Below are 15,850 nucleotides of genomic sequence, written 5' to 3'. Positions count from 1 at the left end.
GGAAGAGCAGGTCAGCGACCCGAACCCCATCAGCCACGCCCAAGTGATGCCCGCCCACCTGTGGCCCAGCGCGAACCCCTCAATCAGCGACAGAGACCGGAAGTTGAGCCAGAACCGCATTCCGTGAACAGAGCCAGGGGGAACGGGTCGTCGAGCTGGGTGGTCTCGCCGACCTGGACGAGGCGGTCGACGTAGAGGCGCGGGGCGGGGTCGAGTTCGAGGCGCCAGTAGTGCTTGAGACCGGGTCACCGCCCGCGGTCGTCTCCGGCACACCGACGAGTCGGAGAAGCCCGTAGCCGCGTAGCCGCCGTGGCGCGGACATGCGGCTCGTAGCCGGGGAGAAGCCGGCCTGTCATCACCGGGCTGCCTCGCGCCGCTCGGTCTCCGGGCGGTCTACCGTCCGGCACGGCGTAGGGCACCGTCTTGCGTAGGCGAGCCGACCTGCCCGTCCCCGGCGGACGGATGTTGGGGGTCGACGGGTCCGTTCCGGAGTCGGGCGCGCCTCGGTCGGCGATGCTTGAGCTTCATAGCGGGTTTCTCCACCAGGTACCAGGAGCAGACTGCGGCAGCCATGGCCAGTAGGAGGGAGGCCAGGGTGAACGTGGTCAGGCCCCAGCGGGTGGCGCCGAAGGCGATCAGGGTCTGCTCGGCGACGAAGCCGTAGATGTACAGACCGTAGGAGAAGTCGGCTCCGCTGCCGATCCGGGTCAGTGGGCGGGGCGTGTAGACCCCGACCCAGATGATGAAGTAGACGAAAGCGGGCAGACCGTAGGTGGTCAGGCCGCCTACCGTCAGTGCCAGGGCCAGCACCAGCGCGCTGGCTAGGCCCAGGACGCGGTTCATCGGCAGTCGGTCGCGGTAGACCTCGGCTGCGGCTCCCAGTCCGAAGGTGAACATCAGCGGCAGTAGTTGGTTCATGCTGATGTAGCCCAGGAACGGCAGGTTCCAGGCGATCCCGGTGTGGGAGTAGAGGTCTGGATGCAGGGTGCCGGCGTTGGCCGCCATGTTCACGAGGTAGAGCCAAGCGCCGAGCAGCATCAACAGCAGCAGGGACCGGGTCTGCCTGAGGACGCCGAGGGTAGCCAGGACCGCGGCGGCCAAGTAGCAGGTCACCTCTAGTGGCAGTGACCACAGGGCGCCGTTGAAGTTTCCGGCCAATGGGTTGTGGGCGAGCAGCCCAGACAGTCCACCCTGGGCGGCTCCCAGGGTCCAGTTGGCGGCCAGGTACTGCCAGGGCCCCTCGGGGTGGTTGAAGTAGGCGCGCAGCGGCATTCCCTCGTGCAGGGCCACAGCGGGCCCGACTATGAACGCCGTTACGGCCAGGCAGCACCACAGTCCGGGCATGATCCGCAGAAAGCGGTGCCAGGCGAATTGGCGGGTGGTGATCCGGTTGGCGCTGCGAGTGATCAGCATGCCGGAGAGTGCGAAGAACCCCAGTACGGCGAAGCCACCGATCTCCGTCTGCTTCCGCCAGGTGTAGTAGAACGGCCCGTGGCCGCCGAAGCCCAGTACGCGCGCATGCGCCACGATCACGGCGATCGATAGGAGCAACCGAATCAGGCCGAACCCGTTCTGACGGCCTGACCACACGTCGGCAAGAGTCTGGTATCGAATCCGCTGACTCCTGGCATAGCTGCGGCCTCCGGTGGAGGCAGCGTCAAGCAGCATGAGAGACCCTTCGAGGGCTTAGTTCGGCCATGGAAAGGAGGCCGTGCATAGTAAAGGAAGAATGTATGCAGACTGTGAATATCCGTCAGCAAGGTTCGCTCACCGTGTAATTCGGCGCAGGATCGGAGCTTGGTAAAGATCCATTGGTGGATCAATAGTGGGTCTTCACTACGCCGACGGCGAGGCTGCGGAGGGTCGCCATGGCGCGTGTGCGATTCCCGCATATATCAGCCTTAGCCGGTCGTCCCTGGGGCCTCTGGAGTCGGTTGTCGAGGCGTCCTCGATCGCGCGTAGGTATTCTGCGGCGTGGACGGGTTATCTGCGAAATGACGCACTGTCCCCACCGCCGCACACACGCGGGGGCCCGAGTATCCCCGGGACTACCGAACCGACTTCCGTCGGCACCGGGACCAGCAGTCTGACGGCCGACACCCCGACCCCTCCCACCAGATCCGAAACGGATGATCACCACGAGTCCAGCGGACCGTCGTGCACCGTTCGGTGCCACGGGTTCACACTATGCAAAGGTCGGTGGTTACCCGCAAGGGGGTTAACTTCCCGTTGGGAAGTGGCGTTGTGCTTCCAGATCGTCATCACTGCTGCCAGGCGGAGCTCGTAAACGACGTCGATGAAGTCCCAGGGGATCTGAATACAGAGAACGGGGGAACTCCCGATCGAGGAAGCACCACCCGCGGACAGACGTGACCGTCTCGGCCAAGGCCGTGAAGACCGGGCCGGGCCGTGGGAAGAGCATCGAGGTAAGCCCCGCCGAGTACCGCGCCGCCCTCGCCCTGGGCCTCACCGCCCAGACGGCCGCGGGCGGCATCTCGGTGGAGCGGCTGCTCGTGGCCCGGGACGCTGGATCGCGGGAGCACGTCCGCGAGGGCCGGCGGACGATGGCCTCGCTCGTGGAGGAGGTCTACGAGTGCCTGGCGGACGAGGCGACGCCGGATCCGAAGGACCGCTCAACCATGGCCCGGGAGCTGCTGTCGGCGAATGCCCAGCAGGGCTTCGAACTGCCGTGGCTGGGCTACGTGGACCCGCTGGTCGCGCTCGCCCGGCAGACCCCGTTCGAGGTCAGTACCTACCTCAAGAGGTCGGCCCGACCCCGCGGTCGAGGATTCGACGGCCCGGCTGGTCGGTGTCGGGCGGGTGAGTCGCAGGGCGATCTGGCGTTCGGGCTCGGGCTCAGCCAGGCGCAGGTCAGCCGCAAGCTGTCCGGCCGGTGTGGCTGGGCCGTGGCCGAACTCGACCGGCTCTCGGCGCACTACGGCATCGCGGTGGTCGACCTGGTGGTCGGCCCGACCCACGCGCTGAGACTGCTGCCGGACAAGCGTCGCGCCCTCATCGGTGGCACCCAGACGGTGATCACGGTGTAGCGGTGCCCGCTCGGCCGGCACCCCCGCCAGTGTGGCGGAGCATCACAGTTCGCGAGGCCGGTCGCCATTCCAGCCGCCCGTACTGGCGACCGCCACCCCAGAGCATCCGAGCTCGGTGTGTTCGTCCGCGAGCATCATTACGTACAGCCGTTCGCCTACCCTGCGGTAGTGCGGGCGCAAGGTCGTCGTCTCCCAGCCCCAGCGCTGACACAGCTCCACCGCGCCGCGCCGGCCCGCGGCCCACCTGCGGACGTCATGCTCGGCCCTGGCGATCTGGCTGATGCTGGTCATGATCCCGGCAGCGGCGAGGGAATCCCGCAGCTCGCGGAAGTCCCTCAGGTCTTCCTTGCTGATCGGTGACGACATGGCGTTGCCTTTCGGGGAGGGTGTTGCGCGCGGCCGGGCGGAACGCTCCGGCGCGGACCGGCGGAGGCCGGCGGACCCTCAAGGGCTGATGAACTTCACGGCAGGGGGCCCACCACAGCTGCTGGCGAACAGGGTAGCGGGCGAAGAACCGGAACGTAGGCCGCCACTTCCTCACTTGCTTCGCCAGGTCGTGGTTCCGCCGGGGAACGGACAGAACTGACGAGACCTGATCAACGCTTCGGCTGCGATCGCAGCCGAAGCGTCAGGGCCGCCATGGTGGAGCCTTGACACCGCGGCCTGTTCGCTATCGACGGCATCACGCCGATGGTGCTGAACCACGTAGGCGGGCGCGGGCTCGGGCAGTGAAACGGTCCGGGGCAACAGCGTCAGGGTATTCATCCGCGCGGTCTCGTGGGCGCGCGCGGCATCGTGGTGGAGGCGTCCGGGTGTGGGTGTGGGGGTCTACACGGGCTCGACCCGGATCTCGAAGTCGAGTCCGCCGATCTCCAGCCCGATCCCGGCTTCGCCCGGAACAAGGAGATCGGACCCACGCGGGTGACCAGTGGGTGGGTGGCCGGCGGCTCCACGATCAGGACCCCGACCCCCTCGCGGCTGGGGCCATCGGTCGGTGTGATTCGCAGGTCCTCGGCGTCCATGTCCTGGTCAACGACCGCGCCGGTGATCGGGTGACGCCGCGGTGCGTGCTTGGCCGCGTGGCCGACGATCGTCTGTCCCGAACCACCCGCCCGTGACGGGCTGTTATGCCATGCTCACCCGAAGGGCGACGGTGGTCGCCATACGGGTATCCGAGGTCAGGGGTGGGATCAACATGCTGTCGGTCAGCGCGGCCGTATTCTTGGCCATCGTCATCTACCTGCTGCTCGCCCGGCGTACCGAGGCCCGCAGCCGCGTCAACGAACGGCTGACCGCGTTCGTCTGCGTGGTGTTCGGCGTCGTCATCGCGTCGAGTTCCTGGGGGCAGATGATCCTGAGCTTGGTCGGGAACGTGGCCGACGCGGTGAACCAGGCCGCCCGCTGACGCTCCGGCGCGCGCTCCCGTGCGCGGCTGACGTGCTGCCAGGGAGGGGTGGTGCGATGGGTGCCGTAGGTATGTCCACGTACTGGGGGTGGGACCGGGTGGCTCGACTGGCACGGACCGCGGTCGTCGTCGGCATCGGGGGCGGCCGGTGAGTACGCGCAGACCTCCGGCCCGCCGCGGCGGCGGTCGCCGGCCGAAGAAGAAGGACGAGGGGTCCGAGCTGCTGCTCGCCCTGGGCGGCGCGGTGATGGCCGTCATGCTGCTGCTCGCGGTGCTGCGCTGGCTGGCGGCCCACGTCTGGGTGGTGGTCGTACTGGCGCTGATCGGGGTCGGCGTCACGGCCCTCTCTATCTACCGGCTGCTGGAGCGCCGCCGCGCGGCACAGGCCCAGCGGCTGGCCGACCTGGAGCGCCGGCGGCGGCTGCGCCTTACGCTGACCGGTCCCGGGGGGCTGGACCACATGAGGCACGACGCCTTCGAGTTCGCGGTGCGCGACCTGCTGCTGCGCGACGGCTGCACGGCGCGCAGGGTCGGGCAGGGCGGTGACCAGAGCGCGGACGTGCTGGCCACGGACCCGATGGGCCGGACCTGGGTGCTGCAGTGCAAGCACAAGCAGGACCCGGTCGCCGGCGCGGGGGTCTCGGTGGGCGTGCTGTACAGCTTGGTGGGCGCCAACGAGCGCGTGCACAAGGCCGAGGTGCCGGTGGTGGTCACCAATGGGCGGTTCACCAAGCCGTCGCAGAAGTGGGGCGCCGAGCAGAACGTGCTCCTGGTCGACCGCGAGGTCCTCGGGCGTTGGGCCTCCAGCGGCCGGCCGCTGTGGGAGCTGCTGCCCCAGATCCCGCGGCCGCGCGGTGGCCAGGGCAACTGATCCATCGCCCCACCATGCGGCAGGGACCGGTGCCGCGCGGCCGGGCCGGCCCTGCCCGGACCACCACCGCCGGACCGCCGATCCCCCCGGGGAGAAACCCGGCATGTCGCCTGGCTAGCATTCCGATCATGAGTTTCTCCCCGGGTGGAAACGCGCCGACCCCGCCAGCCGCGCCGATGCTGTTCGGCGCGCCGGCCTGCGCGATGTGCGCCACGGAGCTGGAATGGGCGGGCAAGGGCCGCCGGCCGAAGTATTGCTCGAAGGCGTGCTCGTCGAAGGCGGACCGCGCCCGGGAGAAGGAGAGGCGGGACAAGGCCCTCGCCGCGGCCGCCGAAAGTCCCCGAGGCGAAACGGAGCTGCCCGCCGGCCTCGCCGCCGACGGCCCCGCGGCGGAGCTCCTCGACCTCGGCACGGAGCTGCGCCGTCACGACGTCGACTTCCTGACCCGGCTCGACCGGGCGGCTCGCGACGGCGACTCGGCCCTGGCCGGCCAAGCCCTGGCCGACGTCCTTCACACCGCCCGTCTCCTGACCGTGCGCCACCGCGAGCTCGCCGAACGGCTCCTGGTCGACCGCGTCACCCAGGCACCCGCGGCCGGACCGGAGGGGGCTGTCCTGCCCGTTCCCGGGGTAGCCGAGGTCGGCGTCGAGACGCCCGCTCCATCGCCCCGGGGCGAAACGCCGCCGTCGGCGACCGGCCGCCCGGGTGCCGAAGAGGCCCTTTCGGCGCCTGTTCCGCCCCGGGGTGAAGCAGTGCCCGCCGCCACGGGCCCCGCCGCGGCGCCTGTTGTTCCCCGGGGAGAAACCCCTGGCCCGGCTGGTGGGGGAGATCGGCTGCGTGACCTTGTCGGCCGGCGCCTGGCCCAGCAAAAGCCCCGGCCCGCGTCGGCTCCCGCGCCCACGATCCCGAGCCCGCCTCCCGGGACGCTGACGGTGCCGCGCGACCCTACGCTGCGGGGCCTGCCCGACCTGGACGCGCACCTCGCCCTCGACCCCGGCGTGTTCGGTGACCACTGGGCGCTGGCCGGCTGGACGGTGCAGCCCGACGTCCTGCTCGTGCTCGGCGAGGGCCACCAGGTCGGCTGGGTCGAGCGAGGCCTGCCCGGCCTCGGCGACCAGTGGATAGCGGTGGCGGGCGGCTACTTCATCGGCGACCCCGTCACCCACGACGCCTTCCTGCACGACACCCCCGCCCAGGCCGCCCGCACCGTCCAGCTCGCCCACCTCCACAACCTGTGACCGGACCGGCCGACGGCCGGGGCGTCCATAGGATCGCTCCCGTCACCTGTGATGCCGGGGCTGTTCCGGTTTGTGGTTCGGTAGGGGAGTGTCGTGCGCTGGGGTGCGGGCGTGGGGTTCGAGCGCCGCCGCTGTCTTCTGGGCGGAGCGGGAGGCCTGCTGGGGGTTCGGAAGGACCCCGCACGGGTGGAGCGGTGGAGCGGTGCCGGTGCCCCCGGGCCTCGGGCGGAGTGTTGGCATGCTGATCACACAAACGATCTATGCTGACCGGGTTCACGATCTCTCCCCGTGATTCCCGCTCAAGAAGCAGGTCTGCTTGATGAAGTTGCCCAAGGTGTCCGTCGTCCTCGCCGCGGCTGCGCTCGCTCCCAGCGTGCTATTCCCGTCGGTGGCCTCCGCGGCCGAGCAGCCGGCGCCCGCGGGGGTGTCCGGTCCGGACACGGCGCCCGAGGCCGCGAGGGACCACGGTTCCCAGGAGGCGCTGGACCGGGCCGAGGTGGAGCGGATCCTGGCGGACAAGGAGTCGGGGCGTGGGGTTCGGGAGGCGGCTGAGAAGGCTCTCGCCGGTACCGCGGCGGATCTGCGCCACTTCCTTGAGGTCGAGCTGGTCCAGAGGCGCTGGGGCGACAACAAGGTGAAGGTCGCCCAGCTCGCCAACAATGCCGGTCCTGCTGTGCGTAAGGCTGTCGAGGTCGCGTTGTGGGGTTCGGCCGAGGAGGTGCTCAAGTTCCTGAAGGAGGGCCAGTTCGTCGCCCGTGCCGAGGACGACCGGGCCGAGATTCTCACGGTCCTCGCGGACGGGGAGAGTGGCCCGAGCGTCAAGGAGGGGGCCCGGAAGGCCCTGGACGGCACGCCCGCCGAGCTGCGCCGTTTCCTTGAGGTCGGGCTCGCGGGCGCGCGCGTGGTCGACAACCGGGTGAAGGTGGCGCAGATCCTGTCGGTCGGTGGTCCCGCGGTTCAGAAGGCCGGGATCGCCGCGTTGAAGGGCTCCCCGCAGGATGTGGTTGTGTTCCTGAAGGAGGGCCAGTACAAGGCGCGCGCCGAGGACGAGGCCAACGCGGCGGCCGCCGCCAAGCCGACCGCGTCGGTCCGGCGGCCGGAGCAGGCCCAGAACACCGCCACCGGGCAGACCGCGCAGCCCGTCCAGCCCGCCGGTGTCGTGAGCACCACCGCTGGCACCATCCCGGCCCCGGCGGTGGTGCCAGCGCGGGTCGCCGCCACCACGGCCGCCACCCCGGCTCCGGCCTCCGGTCAGCTCGCCGCGACCGGCGCGGGCGAGGGCATCGGCCTGGAGGCCGGCGGCGCGGCCGCGGCTCTTGCCGCCGGTGTCGCTCTGGTGGCACTCTCGCGCCGTCGGTACGCCGCTGAGAGCTGATCGCGGCAGTCTGAGACGCGAGGTGCCCCCGGTCGCCGGCCGGGGGCACCTCGCGTTTGACTGGTTGGTCCTGGCCGGCGAGGGCTGTGTTCGCTGGTCGCTGCCGGCATGGGGCAGCGGTCGGGGGCGGGAAGGCCGGTGGTCGACCGGGAGGCAGTGGTCGTGCCCCGAATGGTCCGTGGCCGTTCACCGGGGCGTCGTTGGCTGGCGGCGCGGGACGGCAGATGCCGTCCCGCCGGGCGGGTGCCCGGCGAGACGGCGGTTCTGCGCGTGGCGTCGGTAGCGCTATTCGTCGTCGACGGTTGGCAGGCGGGTTCGGCCTGTCTCGTCAGCGTCCCTGGTGGTCTCCGTTCCGGGGGCGCGGGTTGGGTCTAGAGGCGGGTCCAGCCTTCGTCGGCGGGGTCGACGGCCCAGAGGGTGTTGTTGGTGTCGCGGATGTAGGTGACGAGGTGTCGGTCGGTGGGGTCTTCGACGGTGTGGGGTTTGGTGTCGGGGGCCATGACGGTGTTGTCGGGGGTGCGGTCGTACTGGGTCCAGCCGTCGCCGGGGCCCTGGGGTTCGAAGGAGTTGAGGTAGTTGTCGGGGCCGTTGACGTGGACGACGACGACGATGCGGTTGTTGAGGGGGTTGATGGAGGCGATGGGGTCGGTGGCGGCCTTGGCGCCGTGGTCGAGCCAGCCGGCGCCGAGGGGGTCGACGGACCACAGGTGGTTGTTGGTGTCGCGGATGTAGGTGGTGAAGTGCCCGTTGGCGGGGTTGACCACGGTGCTGGGGACGGCGTCGAAGGCCATGACGGTGCCCGAGCTCGTGGTGGTGAACACGGTTCGGCCGGCGCCGCGTTCGTCGATGGAGTTCAGGCGGTTGTTCGGGCCGTTGACGAAGACGACGATGTGGCCGTCGTTGGGGTTGACCACGGGGGCGGGGTCGGCCGCGGCGATCGCGCCGAGGTCACGCCAGCCTTCGTCCGAGGGGTCGACGGACCACAGGTGGCTGTTGGTGTCGCGGATGTAGGTGACGAAATGTCCGTCGACGGGGTCGACGACGGTGCGTGGGACGGCCGTCGGTGCCAGCACCGTGCCCGAGGGGGTGGTGGTGAACCGGGTCCACCGGTCGGCCTGCAGGTCGTAGGACCAGAGGCGGTTGTTGGGGCCGTTGACGTAGACGACGATGTGGCCGTCGTTGGGGTTGACCACGGCGGTGGGGGAGCCGGCGGCGTAGGCGCCGAGGTCGCGCCAGCCCTCGCCCTTGGGGTCGACGGACCACAGGTGGTTGACGTTGTCCTGGACGAAGGTGACCAGGTGCTTGTCGGCGGGGTCGGCGATCGTGAACGGCGAGCCGGACAGGACGGAGCCGGACGGAGTGGTGCGGCGGGTCTTGTCCACCCACGCGACGATGTCGTCGGTACGGGCGCTGGACGCGCCGGTGCGGGTCTCGGTGGCGGGCACGCCGAGGCAGCCGCCCTGCCATGAACGCGAGGCGACGGCGACGAGTTCGGGTCGGCCGTTCGTCTCGCGCAGGACCGGGGCGCCGGTGTCGCCCTTGCAGACGGCCGCGCCGTTCGTGCCGGTGGTGTCGACGGCCGTGGGCCTGACGGCGTCGAGGGTGAAGGTGCCGGTGTGGAGCTTGTTGGGAACCCACTCGGTCTTGGTACGGCCGTAGGCCGGTATGCGCAGGCTCTGGCCACTGGTCGGCGCGGTGGCGGCGAGCTTGAGCGGGGTGACGCTGTCGACGGGCGCGGCGAGGCGGGCCATGACGAGGTCGCGATCCTGACGGGGCACCAGGGAGACGATGTCGACGGTCCTGCCGGCGCCGGTGGTCAGGTCGGTGCGGCCGATGGTGGCGGTGGTGCGCCACTTCGGTGCGCCGGCCTGCAGGTTCTGCGGCTGGGCGGGGTCGTCGGCGAAGCAGGACGCGGCGGTGATGATCCAGTTGCGGTCGACGAGTGCGCCGGTGCAGGCGCGGAAGGTGTCGCCGATGGTGAGCTTGGCGGTGAAGGTGTGGGAGCCGTCTGTCGCGGGGTCGGCCGCCACGGCGCCGGCCGGCGCGGCGGCGACGGTGCTGAGCGCGCAGGCGGCCAGGGCCGCGGCGAGCAGGCTCGTCACCCGGGCACGGGGCGAGGTCTTGCGAAGCATGGAGTGGGTCCTAGAGGTGCGAGGGAGGGAGGGGCGCGGGGGGCGGGAAATCAGCCGGTGACACGCAGTTCGACGACCGTGGTCGGCGCGCGGCTGACTCCTTCACCGACGCCCTTGAAGCCGTCCTTGGGGACGTCGAGAGTCTGCGTGCCGCCGTCGGCGGTGAGGCTCGCCCGCAGGGAGCGGCCGCTGGTCTGAACGGCGAACACGTCGGGCAGTTCCAGGGCGAGGAAGCCGGTCGTGGTGTCGGCGGCGAAGCAGATCCTGTTGTCGGTGTTGCCGGGGGCGCGGGTCCAGATCTGGATCTGGGAGGGGCTGGAGCAGTCGGCGAGGGTGATGTGCCCGTCGCCGCGCAGGAGCTTGACCTTGATGACGCCGTTGGCACCGGGGTAGGCGAAGTCCTCGAGGGCGAGGGGGGCGGCGGAGGTGTCGGCCGTCGTCGGCGGGGCCGGCGGCGTGGTGTCGGCCGCGGCGAGCACGGACACGCAGGCCGTGATGGCGACGGCCGCGCCGAGCGCTGTGAGCAGGCCGCGGGTGCGGCGTTTCATCCGGGTCCTTCCGAGGGGTGGGTCGCTCGAGTCATGGCGGGTTCCGGGTGTGCGGTGGGTCAGCCGGTCCGCAGCTCGACCAGCGTCGCCGGCTTCTGCCCGAGCCCTTCGGCGACGTTCTGCACGGTGTTCTTGGGGACGTCGACAGTCGTCGTGACGCCGGCTTCGGTGGTCAGGCGGGCGCGTACGTCGTAGCCCGCCGTCCAGATACTGAAGGTCTGTGGCAGTTCGAGCGCCAGGAACCCGGAGGTACCGGTGACCCGGAAGCAGGCCGCTGGGCCGGCACCGCCCACGAGGCTGCTGAACAGCTTGATCTGGACGTCGGTGTAGCAGTCGGCGAGGACGATGTGCCCGTCCCCGCGCAGGAGGGTCAGCTTCGGGAACGGCGACGTCCCGGGGTAGGCGAAGTCCTCGATCACGGGCGGGGCGGCGGAATTACCCGCGGGGGTGCTGTCGGCCGAGGCGACAGTGGAGACCCCGATCGCGAGAGCGGCCGAGATAGCGGCGACAACAATCTTCCATCGTATACGAGCCTTCATCTGAAACCTTCTTCTGGTTCTTCGGCGCAGGCATGCCTATCCCTGCGAAGGCGTCCGAACTGGAGATGGCCAGCGCGGAGGGGCGACCGGCTATAGGTCGGCCTGGCCGCACGACGCGAGAGTCTAGGGCATTGGCCAGACAAGTGGCCGTCATGTCCGTTTCCCGATGCGGTTTTTGGGACGATTCGCGTGTAAGTAATTAGTGCGCATCAGGGACAAATCGATCTATTGCGGCGGACTCGTTCCGCCTCGCTTTCTGATCCAACTCGTCCCTGAGAGGCCGGGCTTCGCCGGTGACTGAACTTTGCTCGACCATTGCCTGACGTATCATCATGTATTGCCTTGTCGGTGTCTGGCATTAGGCTCTCGGGGGCGCCGGGTGTGCCGGCGAGACGGCTAGTCAAAAGGGGCTGCTGGTGGGCATATCGTTGGTTCGTAAACGTAGAGAGTGGGGGACTCCGCTGCGCGGGCTGAGTCTTCGACTGTTGCCGTTGGCGTTGCTCGCCGGTCTGTTGGGAACGGCTCCGGCCTTCGCGGTGGGGCAGGACGGCGGCACACCGCCGGGTACTTCGTGGGTCACCGACCGGGTCAGGGCACTCGGCTACTGGGAAGCGGGGGAGTCGGGTGTCAGGGCCGCGGCCGAGGCGGCGCTGCTCGGGTCGGACGCCGATGTGCGCTTGTTCCTCGAGAGCGGGCGTGCCGCGGCGCAGGTGAAGGACGACCAGGTCGCGGTGGCGCAGATCCACACGCTGGCCGGTCCCAGGGTGCGGGAGCTGGCCGAGAAGGCCCTGCTCGGCTCGGCCCAGGACCTGCAGGCCTTCCTCGGCGGCGGCTACCGGCAGGCGCTGGTCAAGGACCAGCAGGTCCAGGTCGCGCAGTCGATGAACGGCGCCGGCGCCGGGGTGCGCAAGGCGGCCGAGGCCGCGCTGCTCGGCTCGGCCGACGACCTGCGGGCGTTCCTGGCGCAGGGCCAGTACACCGCCAGGGAGGCGGACGACCGTGTGAAGCTGGTCCAGATCCTGACCGAGGGCGGGCCTAACACGCAGGCCGCCGCGCGTCTGGCGCTCAACGGCTCGATCGTGGACGTGCGCGAGTTCCTGGCGGTGGGCCAGCACATGGCACGCGCCCGCGACGCCGAGCGCACGACGGTCGCGCAGTTGGTTCAGCAGGCCAAGGACGCCTCCGCGCAGGCGGTACGGGAGACCGAGGCCGCGAAGGCCTCCTCCGCGCAGGCCGTGGCGTCATCGAAACTGGCGAAGGAGGCTGCGGCCCGGGCCGCAGCCGAGACCGAGGCGGCCGGCGCGGACAAGGCCATGGCCGGGGCGGCCGCCGACCGCGCGGCGCAGGCCGCGGATCAGGCGGGGACCGCGGCGCAGAGCGCCGCGCAGTCGGCGCGCTCGGCGACCAACGCCGCCCGCACGGCCGCCGCGGCGGCCTCCCAGGCCGCGTACGCGGCCGCCGGTGCGGCACAGGCGGCTTCCCGGGCGCGCAGTGCCGCTGCCTCGGCCGCGGTGAACCGGGACAAGGCCGGGGACGCCACGCAGGCCGCGCTGGACGCGCGGGCCGCGGCAGAGAACGCGCTCACCGCCGCCCGGTCCCTGGACGAGGCCATGGTCGCGGGCAGCGCGAGCCAGGTCGCGGCGGGAGCCGCGGCCGGCGCCGGAGCCGACGCGAAGGACGCCGCCGCGTCCGCCGAGCGGGCCGGCGGACTCGCCGAGCGCGCCGGAGCCCAGTCGGCCCGTGCCAAGCAGGCCGCGGCCTCGACCCGCCGCCACGCCGAGGAAGCCACCCGCGCTGCCAACGCCGCGAAGTCGCTGGTCGCCGAGGCGGTCCTGTTCGCCACCGCCGCCAAGAGCCTGGCGAACTCCGCCGCCGGCCACGCGCAGGCCGCCGCGCAGGCAGCCGACGAGGCGGCCCAGCACGCGGGCGAGGCGGCCACCGCCGCCCAGAACTCCAAGATCCACGCGGATCAGGCGAAGGTCCTGGCGGACGAGGCGCAGGCCGCCGTCGAGCAGGCGGGCAAGGTCCAGGACCTGGCCCGGCGGACCGAGGCCGAAGATCTCACCGCCCGCACCGCTGCCGCGACCGACCGGGCGATCGACGCCCGCGCCGCCTACGACGACGCGGGCAAGGAAGCCGGCGACGCCGTGCAGCAGGCCCGCCGCTACCAGGACGAGGCCGACCGCCTCGCCACGGCGGTGCTCGAGCCGAACGCGGACACCGCGCAGATCGCCACCGACGGCCGCAAGCTCGCCCTGCTGTCGATGAAGATCTCCGGCCCCTGGGACATTGCCGCCGCGCGCACCGCCCTCTCCGGCTCCGACAGCGCCGTCCTGGAATACGTGCGCACCGGTCGCGCCAAGGCGATCCGGCTCGACGAACGCGAGCGCGTAGCGAACCTCGCCGCCAACTCCGAGATGCCCGCCGTCCGCTCCGCCGCCGCCCAGACCCTCAAGGGCGACGCGGCCGCGGTGACCGCCTTCCTGACCACCGGCCAGTACGCGGCCGCGGTCAAGGATTACCAGGTCGCCACCGCGCAATCCATGAACGACGCTGGCCCCGGGGTGAAGGCCGCCGCCGAAACCGCGCTCATGGCGGGCACTGTGCAGGCCCTGCGCGACTACCTCGGCCCCGGCCGATTCAACGCCCAGATGGCCGACGACAAGGTCAGGGCCGCCCAGCTGCGCAACGGCGCCGGCCCCGAACTCGAGGCTGCCGCCCGCATCGCCATGCAAGCGCCTCCGCAGATGCTGCGGGAGTTCATCGAGACGGGGCAGTACACGGCCCAACGCAAGGACCAGCTCGCTGCCGCCCACATCGCGGACGTGCAGCGGCTGATCGCCGAGGGCGCCGCCGTCACCGCCTACGCCCAGCAGAGCGCCGCCGAGGCGGCGCAGGCCGCGGCCGTGGCCGCGGGCGCGGCAGGCGACGCCTCCACCGCCGCCGGCCAGGCCCGGGACGCGGCCACGAGGGCCGCCGGCTACGCGGCCCAGGCCAAGGACAAGGCCAAGTCGGCCGAGACCAGCGCCGCGCAGGCCGCCCAGGCGTCCAAGACCGCCGGCGAGGCCGCGACCACCGCCGACCGCGCCACCGCCAGCGCCCGCTACTCCGCCCAGCAGGCCCAGAACTCCGCGGGCCGGGCGCTTACAGCGGCGCGCACTGCCTATGCGGCGGCGTCGGCCGCGCGGGCCTCGGCCGAGGCGGCTGGTAGCGACGCCCGGACCGCGGCACAGGCCGCGGCGTCGGCATTCGACACCGCCGCGATCCACGCCATCGAAGAGCGCAAGGCCGAGGCACTGGCCGAGGAGGTGAAGCTGCAGGACACGGCCGTCCAGGCGCAGAGGGACACATTGCGGCGACAGGCCGTCGCCGACCTTGCCATCAAGATCAGCACGGGACCGATCCGCCAGATCGGCGGCCCGGTCGACTGGGGCAATCCTCAGGACTGGCTGGGGCCCGTCCTGAAGGGCATCGACTACGTCGCGGACAAGCTCAGCCAGGCCTTCGTCTTCGCCGCCGGCGCCTACATAAGCCTCTTCACGCTCTACAGCGCCGTTCTCGCCTTCAACGCGAGCTTTATCCTCGAGGCTCTGCCGGCCCTCTTCTGGCAGTCGGGCGCCTGCATCGGAGGCGCTCTCTCGGGAGACGCCATGGGGAAGCTGCCGTCCTGCACGAGCCCGATGACCGTGCTCAGCGGACCGGCACAAAAGCTCCTCGACCTCGCACGGCACCTGCCCTTCGGCGGGAAGGTCACCACCTTCCTCGAGGACGCCCTCGCCCGTGTCGGGATCTGCCTCGGAGGTAACAGCTTCCCGGCCGGCACCCCCGTTCTGATGGCCGACGGCACCTCCCGCCCGATCGAGCAGGTACGGACAGGCGACCACGTACTGGCCACCGACCCGGTCGACGGACGAACCGCCGCGCAAACAGTGGACGCCACGATCTACACACCCGACGACCGTGACTTCACAGACCTGACCCTCGCAACACCGGACGGCAAGACCGCCACGATCACCTCCACCGACCACCACCCCTACTGGGCCCAGAACCAGCACACATGGCGGGACGCCGCAGACCTCGCCGAAGGCGACACCCTGCGCACCCCGACCGGCGCCACCGCAAAGATCACCAGCGTCCAGCGCCGAACGAACCTCCAGCCCGCCTTCAACCTCACTGTCAGTGAAATCCACACGTACTATGTACTCGCTGGCACCACGCCAGTCTTGGTGCACAATACCGGTCCGGCGTGTGGGCTATATCCCAACAACATGCCTGGAACTCTGGAGAAGGAATTGGCGGACGCGGAGAAGCTGGGCGCGTCTCCAACTACTGTGGGGTCTGCCAAATTCGATGCCGCAATCAACTCTGGCGACGGCAGGATCAAATGGGCAGTACTAGAGGACGGGTCGCTTGCTGTCATGCCGAAATTTGTGAACGGCGTCGAGATCTCTCATTCTGTTCTCAGTCGAGGGGCTCCGGTGCGGGCGGCAGGCGAGGCTGATATTGCTGGGTCGTCGAGGGATGGGTACTTCGGCATCGATATCAATGATCACAGCGGTCACTTCTTCCAGCCTGGTTGGAATGTGACGCAAATCGGTAAGGATGCGTTCGCGGCGGCAGGAGTGCATTTCTAGTGAGAGCCAGACTTGACGAGCTCGTCCAGCTTGACCTTCTGGGACTGTCTGAGACTCTGGC

The 15,850-nt window shown here is 70.6% G+C and carries 11 protein-coding genes; 6 read left to right on the top strand and 5 right to left on the bottom strand.

Annotation, left to right across the window (positions count from 1 at the left end):
• Positions 1–393 precede the first annotated feature (393 nt).
• Positions 394–1,668 carry an acyltransferase family protein gene (locus ACFXHB_RS37855; RefSeq protein WP_380580459.1) on the bottom strand — a complete coding sequence of 425 codons (1,275 nt, stop codon included), beginning with the start codon at positions 1,666–1,668 and terminating at the stop codon, positions 394–396.
• A 701-nt stretch (positions 1,669–2,369) separates the two neighbouring features.
• On the opposite strand from ACFXHB_RS37855, the gene ACFXHB_RS37850 reads away from it, so the two are divergent.
• On the top strand, positions 2,370–3,047 hold the full coding sequence (locus ACFXHB_RS37850; protein ID WP_380580457.1) for a helix-turn-helix domain-containing protein: 678 nt from the start codon (positions 2,370–2,372) through the stop codon (positions 3,045–3,047).
• Positions 3,048–3,089: 42 nt separating this feature from the next.
• Here the strand turns inward: ACFXHB_RS37850 and ACFXHB_RS37845 are convergent, their stop codons facing one another.
• Positions 3,090–3,413, bottom strand: coding sequence for a hypothetical protein (locus ACFXHB_RS37845; RefSeq protein ID WP_380580455.1), 324 nt, complete (start codon positions 3,411–3,413; stop codon positions 3,090–3,092).
• An 829-nt stretch (positions 3,414–4,242) separates the two neighbouring features.
• Here ACFXHB_RS37845 and ACFXHB_RS37840 point away from each other — a divergent pair.
• The 4 genes from ACFXHB_RS37840 (at position 4,243) to ACFXHB_RS37825 (ending at position 7,936) form a co-directional block, all read left to right on the top strand.
• Complete coding sequence (locus tag ACFXHB_RS37840) at positions 4,243–4,452, top strand: hypothetical protein (protein ID WP_380580453.1); 210 nt, start codon at positions 4,243–4,245, stop codon at positions 4,450–4,452.
• A 148-nt stretch (positions 4,453–4,600) separates the two neighbouring features.
• Positions 4,601–5,323: a restriction endonuclease gene (locus ACFXHB_RS37835; protein ID WP_380580451.1), complete on the top strand. Its 723-nt coding sequence runs from the start codon at positions 4,601–4,603 to the stop codon at positions 5,321–5,323.
• A 128-nt stretch (positions 5,324–5,451) separates the two neighbouring features.
• Positions 5,452–6,561, top strand: coding sequence for a hypothetical protein (locus ACFXHB_RS37830; RefSeq protein ID WP_380580449.1), 1,110 nt, complete (start codon positions 5,452–5,454; stop codon positions 6,559–6,561).
• A gap of 319 nt (positions 6,562–6,880) precedes the next feature.
• Positions 6,881–7,936 (top strand): ALF repeat-containing protein, encoded by a 1,056-nt coding sequence (locus ACFXHB_RS37825; protein ID WP_380580447.1) that lies wholly within the window; start codon positions 6,881–6,883, stop codon positions 7,934–7,936.
• A 371-nt stretch (positions 7,937–8,307) separates the two neighbouring features.
• Here the strand turns inward: ACFXHB_RS37825 and ACFXHB_RS37820 are convergent, their stop codons facing one another.
• Genes ACFXHB_RS37820 through ACFXHB_RS37810 form a run of 3 tightly spaced genes read right to left on the bottom strand, consistent with a single transcriptional unit; the run spans position 8,308 to position 11,155 of the window.
• Positions 8,308–10,068: a trypsin-like serine protease gene (locus tag ACFXHB_RS37820; RefSeq protein WP_380580445.1), complete on the bottom strand. Its 1,761-nt coding sequence runs from the start codon at positions 10,066–10,068 to the stop codon at positions 8,308–8,310.
• Between the two features lie 50 nt (positions 10,069–10,118).
• Positions 10,119–10,616, bottom strand: coding sequence for a hypothetical protein (locus ACFXHB_RS37815; RefSeq protein WP_380580443.1), 498 nt, complete (start codon positions 10,614–10,616; stop codon positions 10,119–10,121).
• Between the two features lie 59 nt (positions 10,617–10,675).
• The gene (locus ACFXHB_RS37810; protein ID WP_380580441.1) at positions 10,676–11,155 is read right to left on the bottom strand and encodes a hypothetical protein; all 480 of its coding nucleotides are present in this window, start codon (positions 11,153–11,155) and stop codon (positions 10,676–10,678) included.
• A gap of 491 nt (positions 11,156–11,646) precedes the next feature.
• Here ACFXHB_RS37810 and ACFXHB_RS37805 point away from each other — a divergent pair, with 491 nt between their 5' ends.
• Positions 11,647–15,789 (top strand): polymorphic toxin-type HINT domain-containing protein, encoded by a 4,143-nt coding sequence (locus ACFXHB_RS37805; protein WP_380580439.1) that lies wholly within the window; start codon positions 11,647–11,649, stop codon positions 15,787–15,789.
• Positions 15,790–15,850 lie beyond the last annotated feature (61 nt).

The organism is Kitasatospora sp. NPDC059327 (genome assembly GCF_042752535.1).
Lineage (GTDB): Bacteria > Actinomycetota > Actinomycetes > Streptomycetales > Streptomycetaceae > Kitasatospora.
Note: the sequence above shows the minus strand (reverse complement) of the source record. Positions and strands in the feature narration are given on the sequence as shown.

What these genes read in the sequence shown, in the direction of transcription:
- ACFXHB_RS37845 (WP_380580455.1), bottom strand. Translation starts at nt 3,413, where the DNA reads ATGTCGTCACCGATCAGCAAGGAAGACCTGAGGGACTTCCGCGAGCTG.
- ACFXHB_RS37820 (WP_380580445.1), bottom strand. Translation starts at nt 10,068, where the DNA reads ATGCTTCGCAAGACCTCGCCCCGTGCCCGGGTGACGAGCCTGCTCGCC.
- ACFXHB_RS37855 (WP_380580459.1), bottom strand. Translation starts at nt 1,668, where the DNA reads ATGCTGCTTGACGCTGCCTCCACCGGAGGCCGCAGCTATGCCAGGAGT.
- ACFXHB_RS37830 (WP_380580449.1), top strand. Translation starts at nt 5,452, where the DNA reads ATGAGTTTCTCCCCGGGTGGAAACGCGCCGACCCCGCCAGCCGCGCCG.
- ACFXHB_RS37840 (WP_380580453.1), top strand. Translation starts at nt 4,243, where the DNA reads ATGCTGTCGGTCAGCGCGGCCGTATTCTTGGCCATCGTCATCTACCTG.
- ACFXHB_RS37825 (WP_380580447.1), top strand. Translation starts at nt 6,881, where the DNA reads ATGAAGTTGCCCAAGGTGTCCGTCGTCCTCGCCGCGGCTGCGCTCGCT.
- ACFXHB_RS37810 (WP_380580441.1), bottom strand. Translation starts at nt 11,155, where the DNA reads ATGAAGGCTCGTATACGATGGAAGATTGTTGTCGCCGCTATCTCGGCC.
- ACFXHB_RS37815 (WP_380580443.1), bottom strand. Translation starts at nt 10,616, where the DNA reads ATGAAACGCCGCACCCGCGGCCTGCTCACAGCGCTCGGCGCGGCCGTC.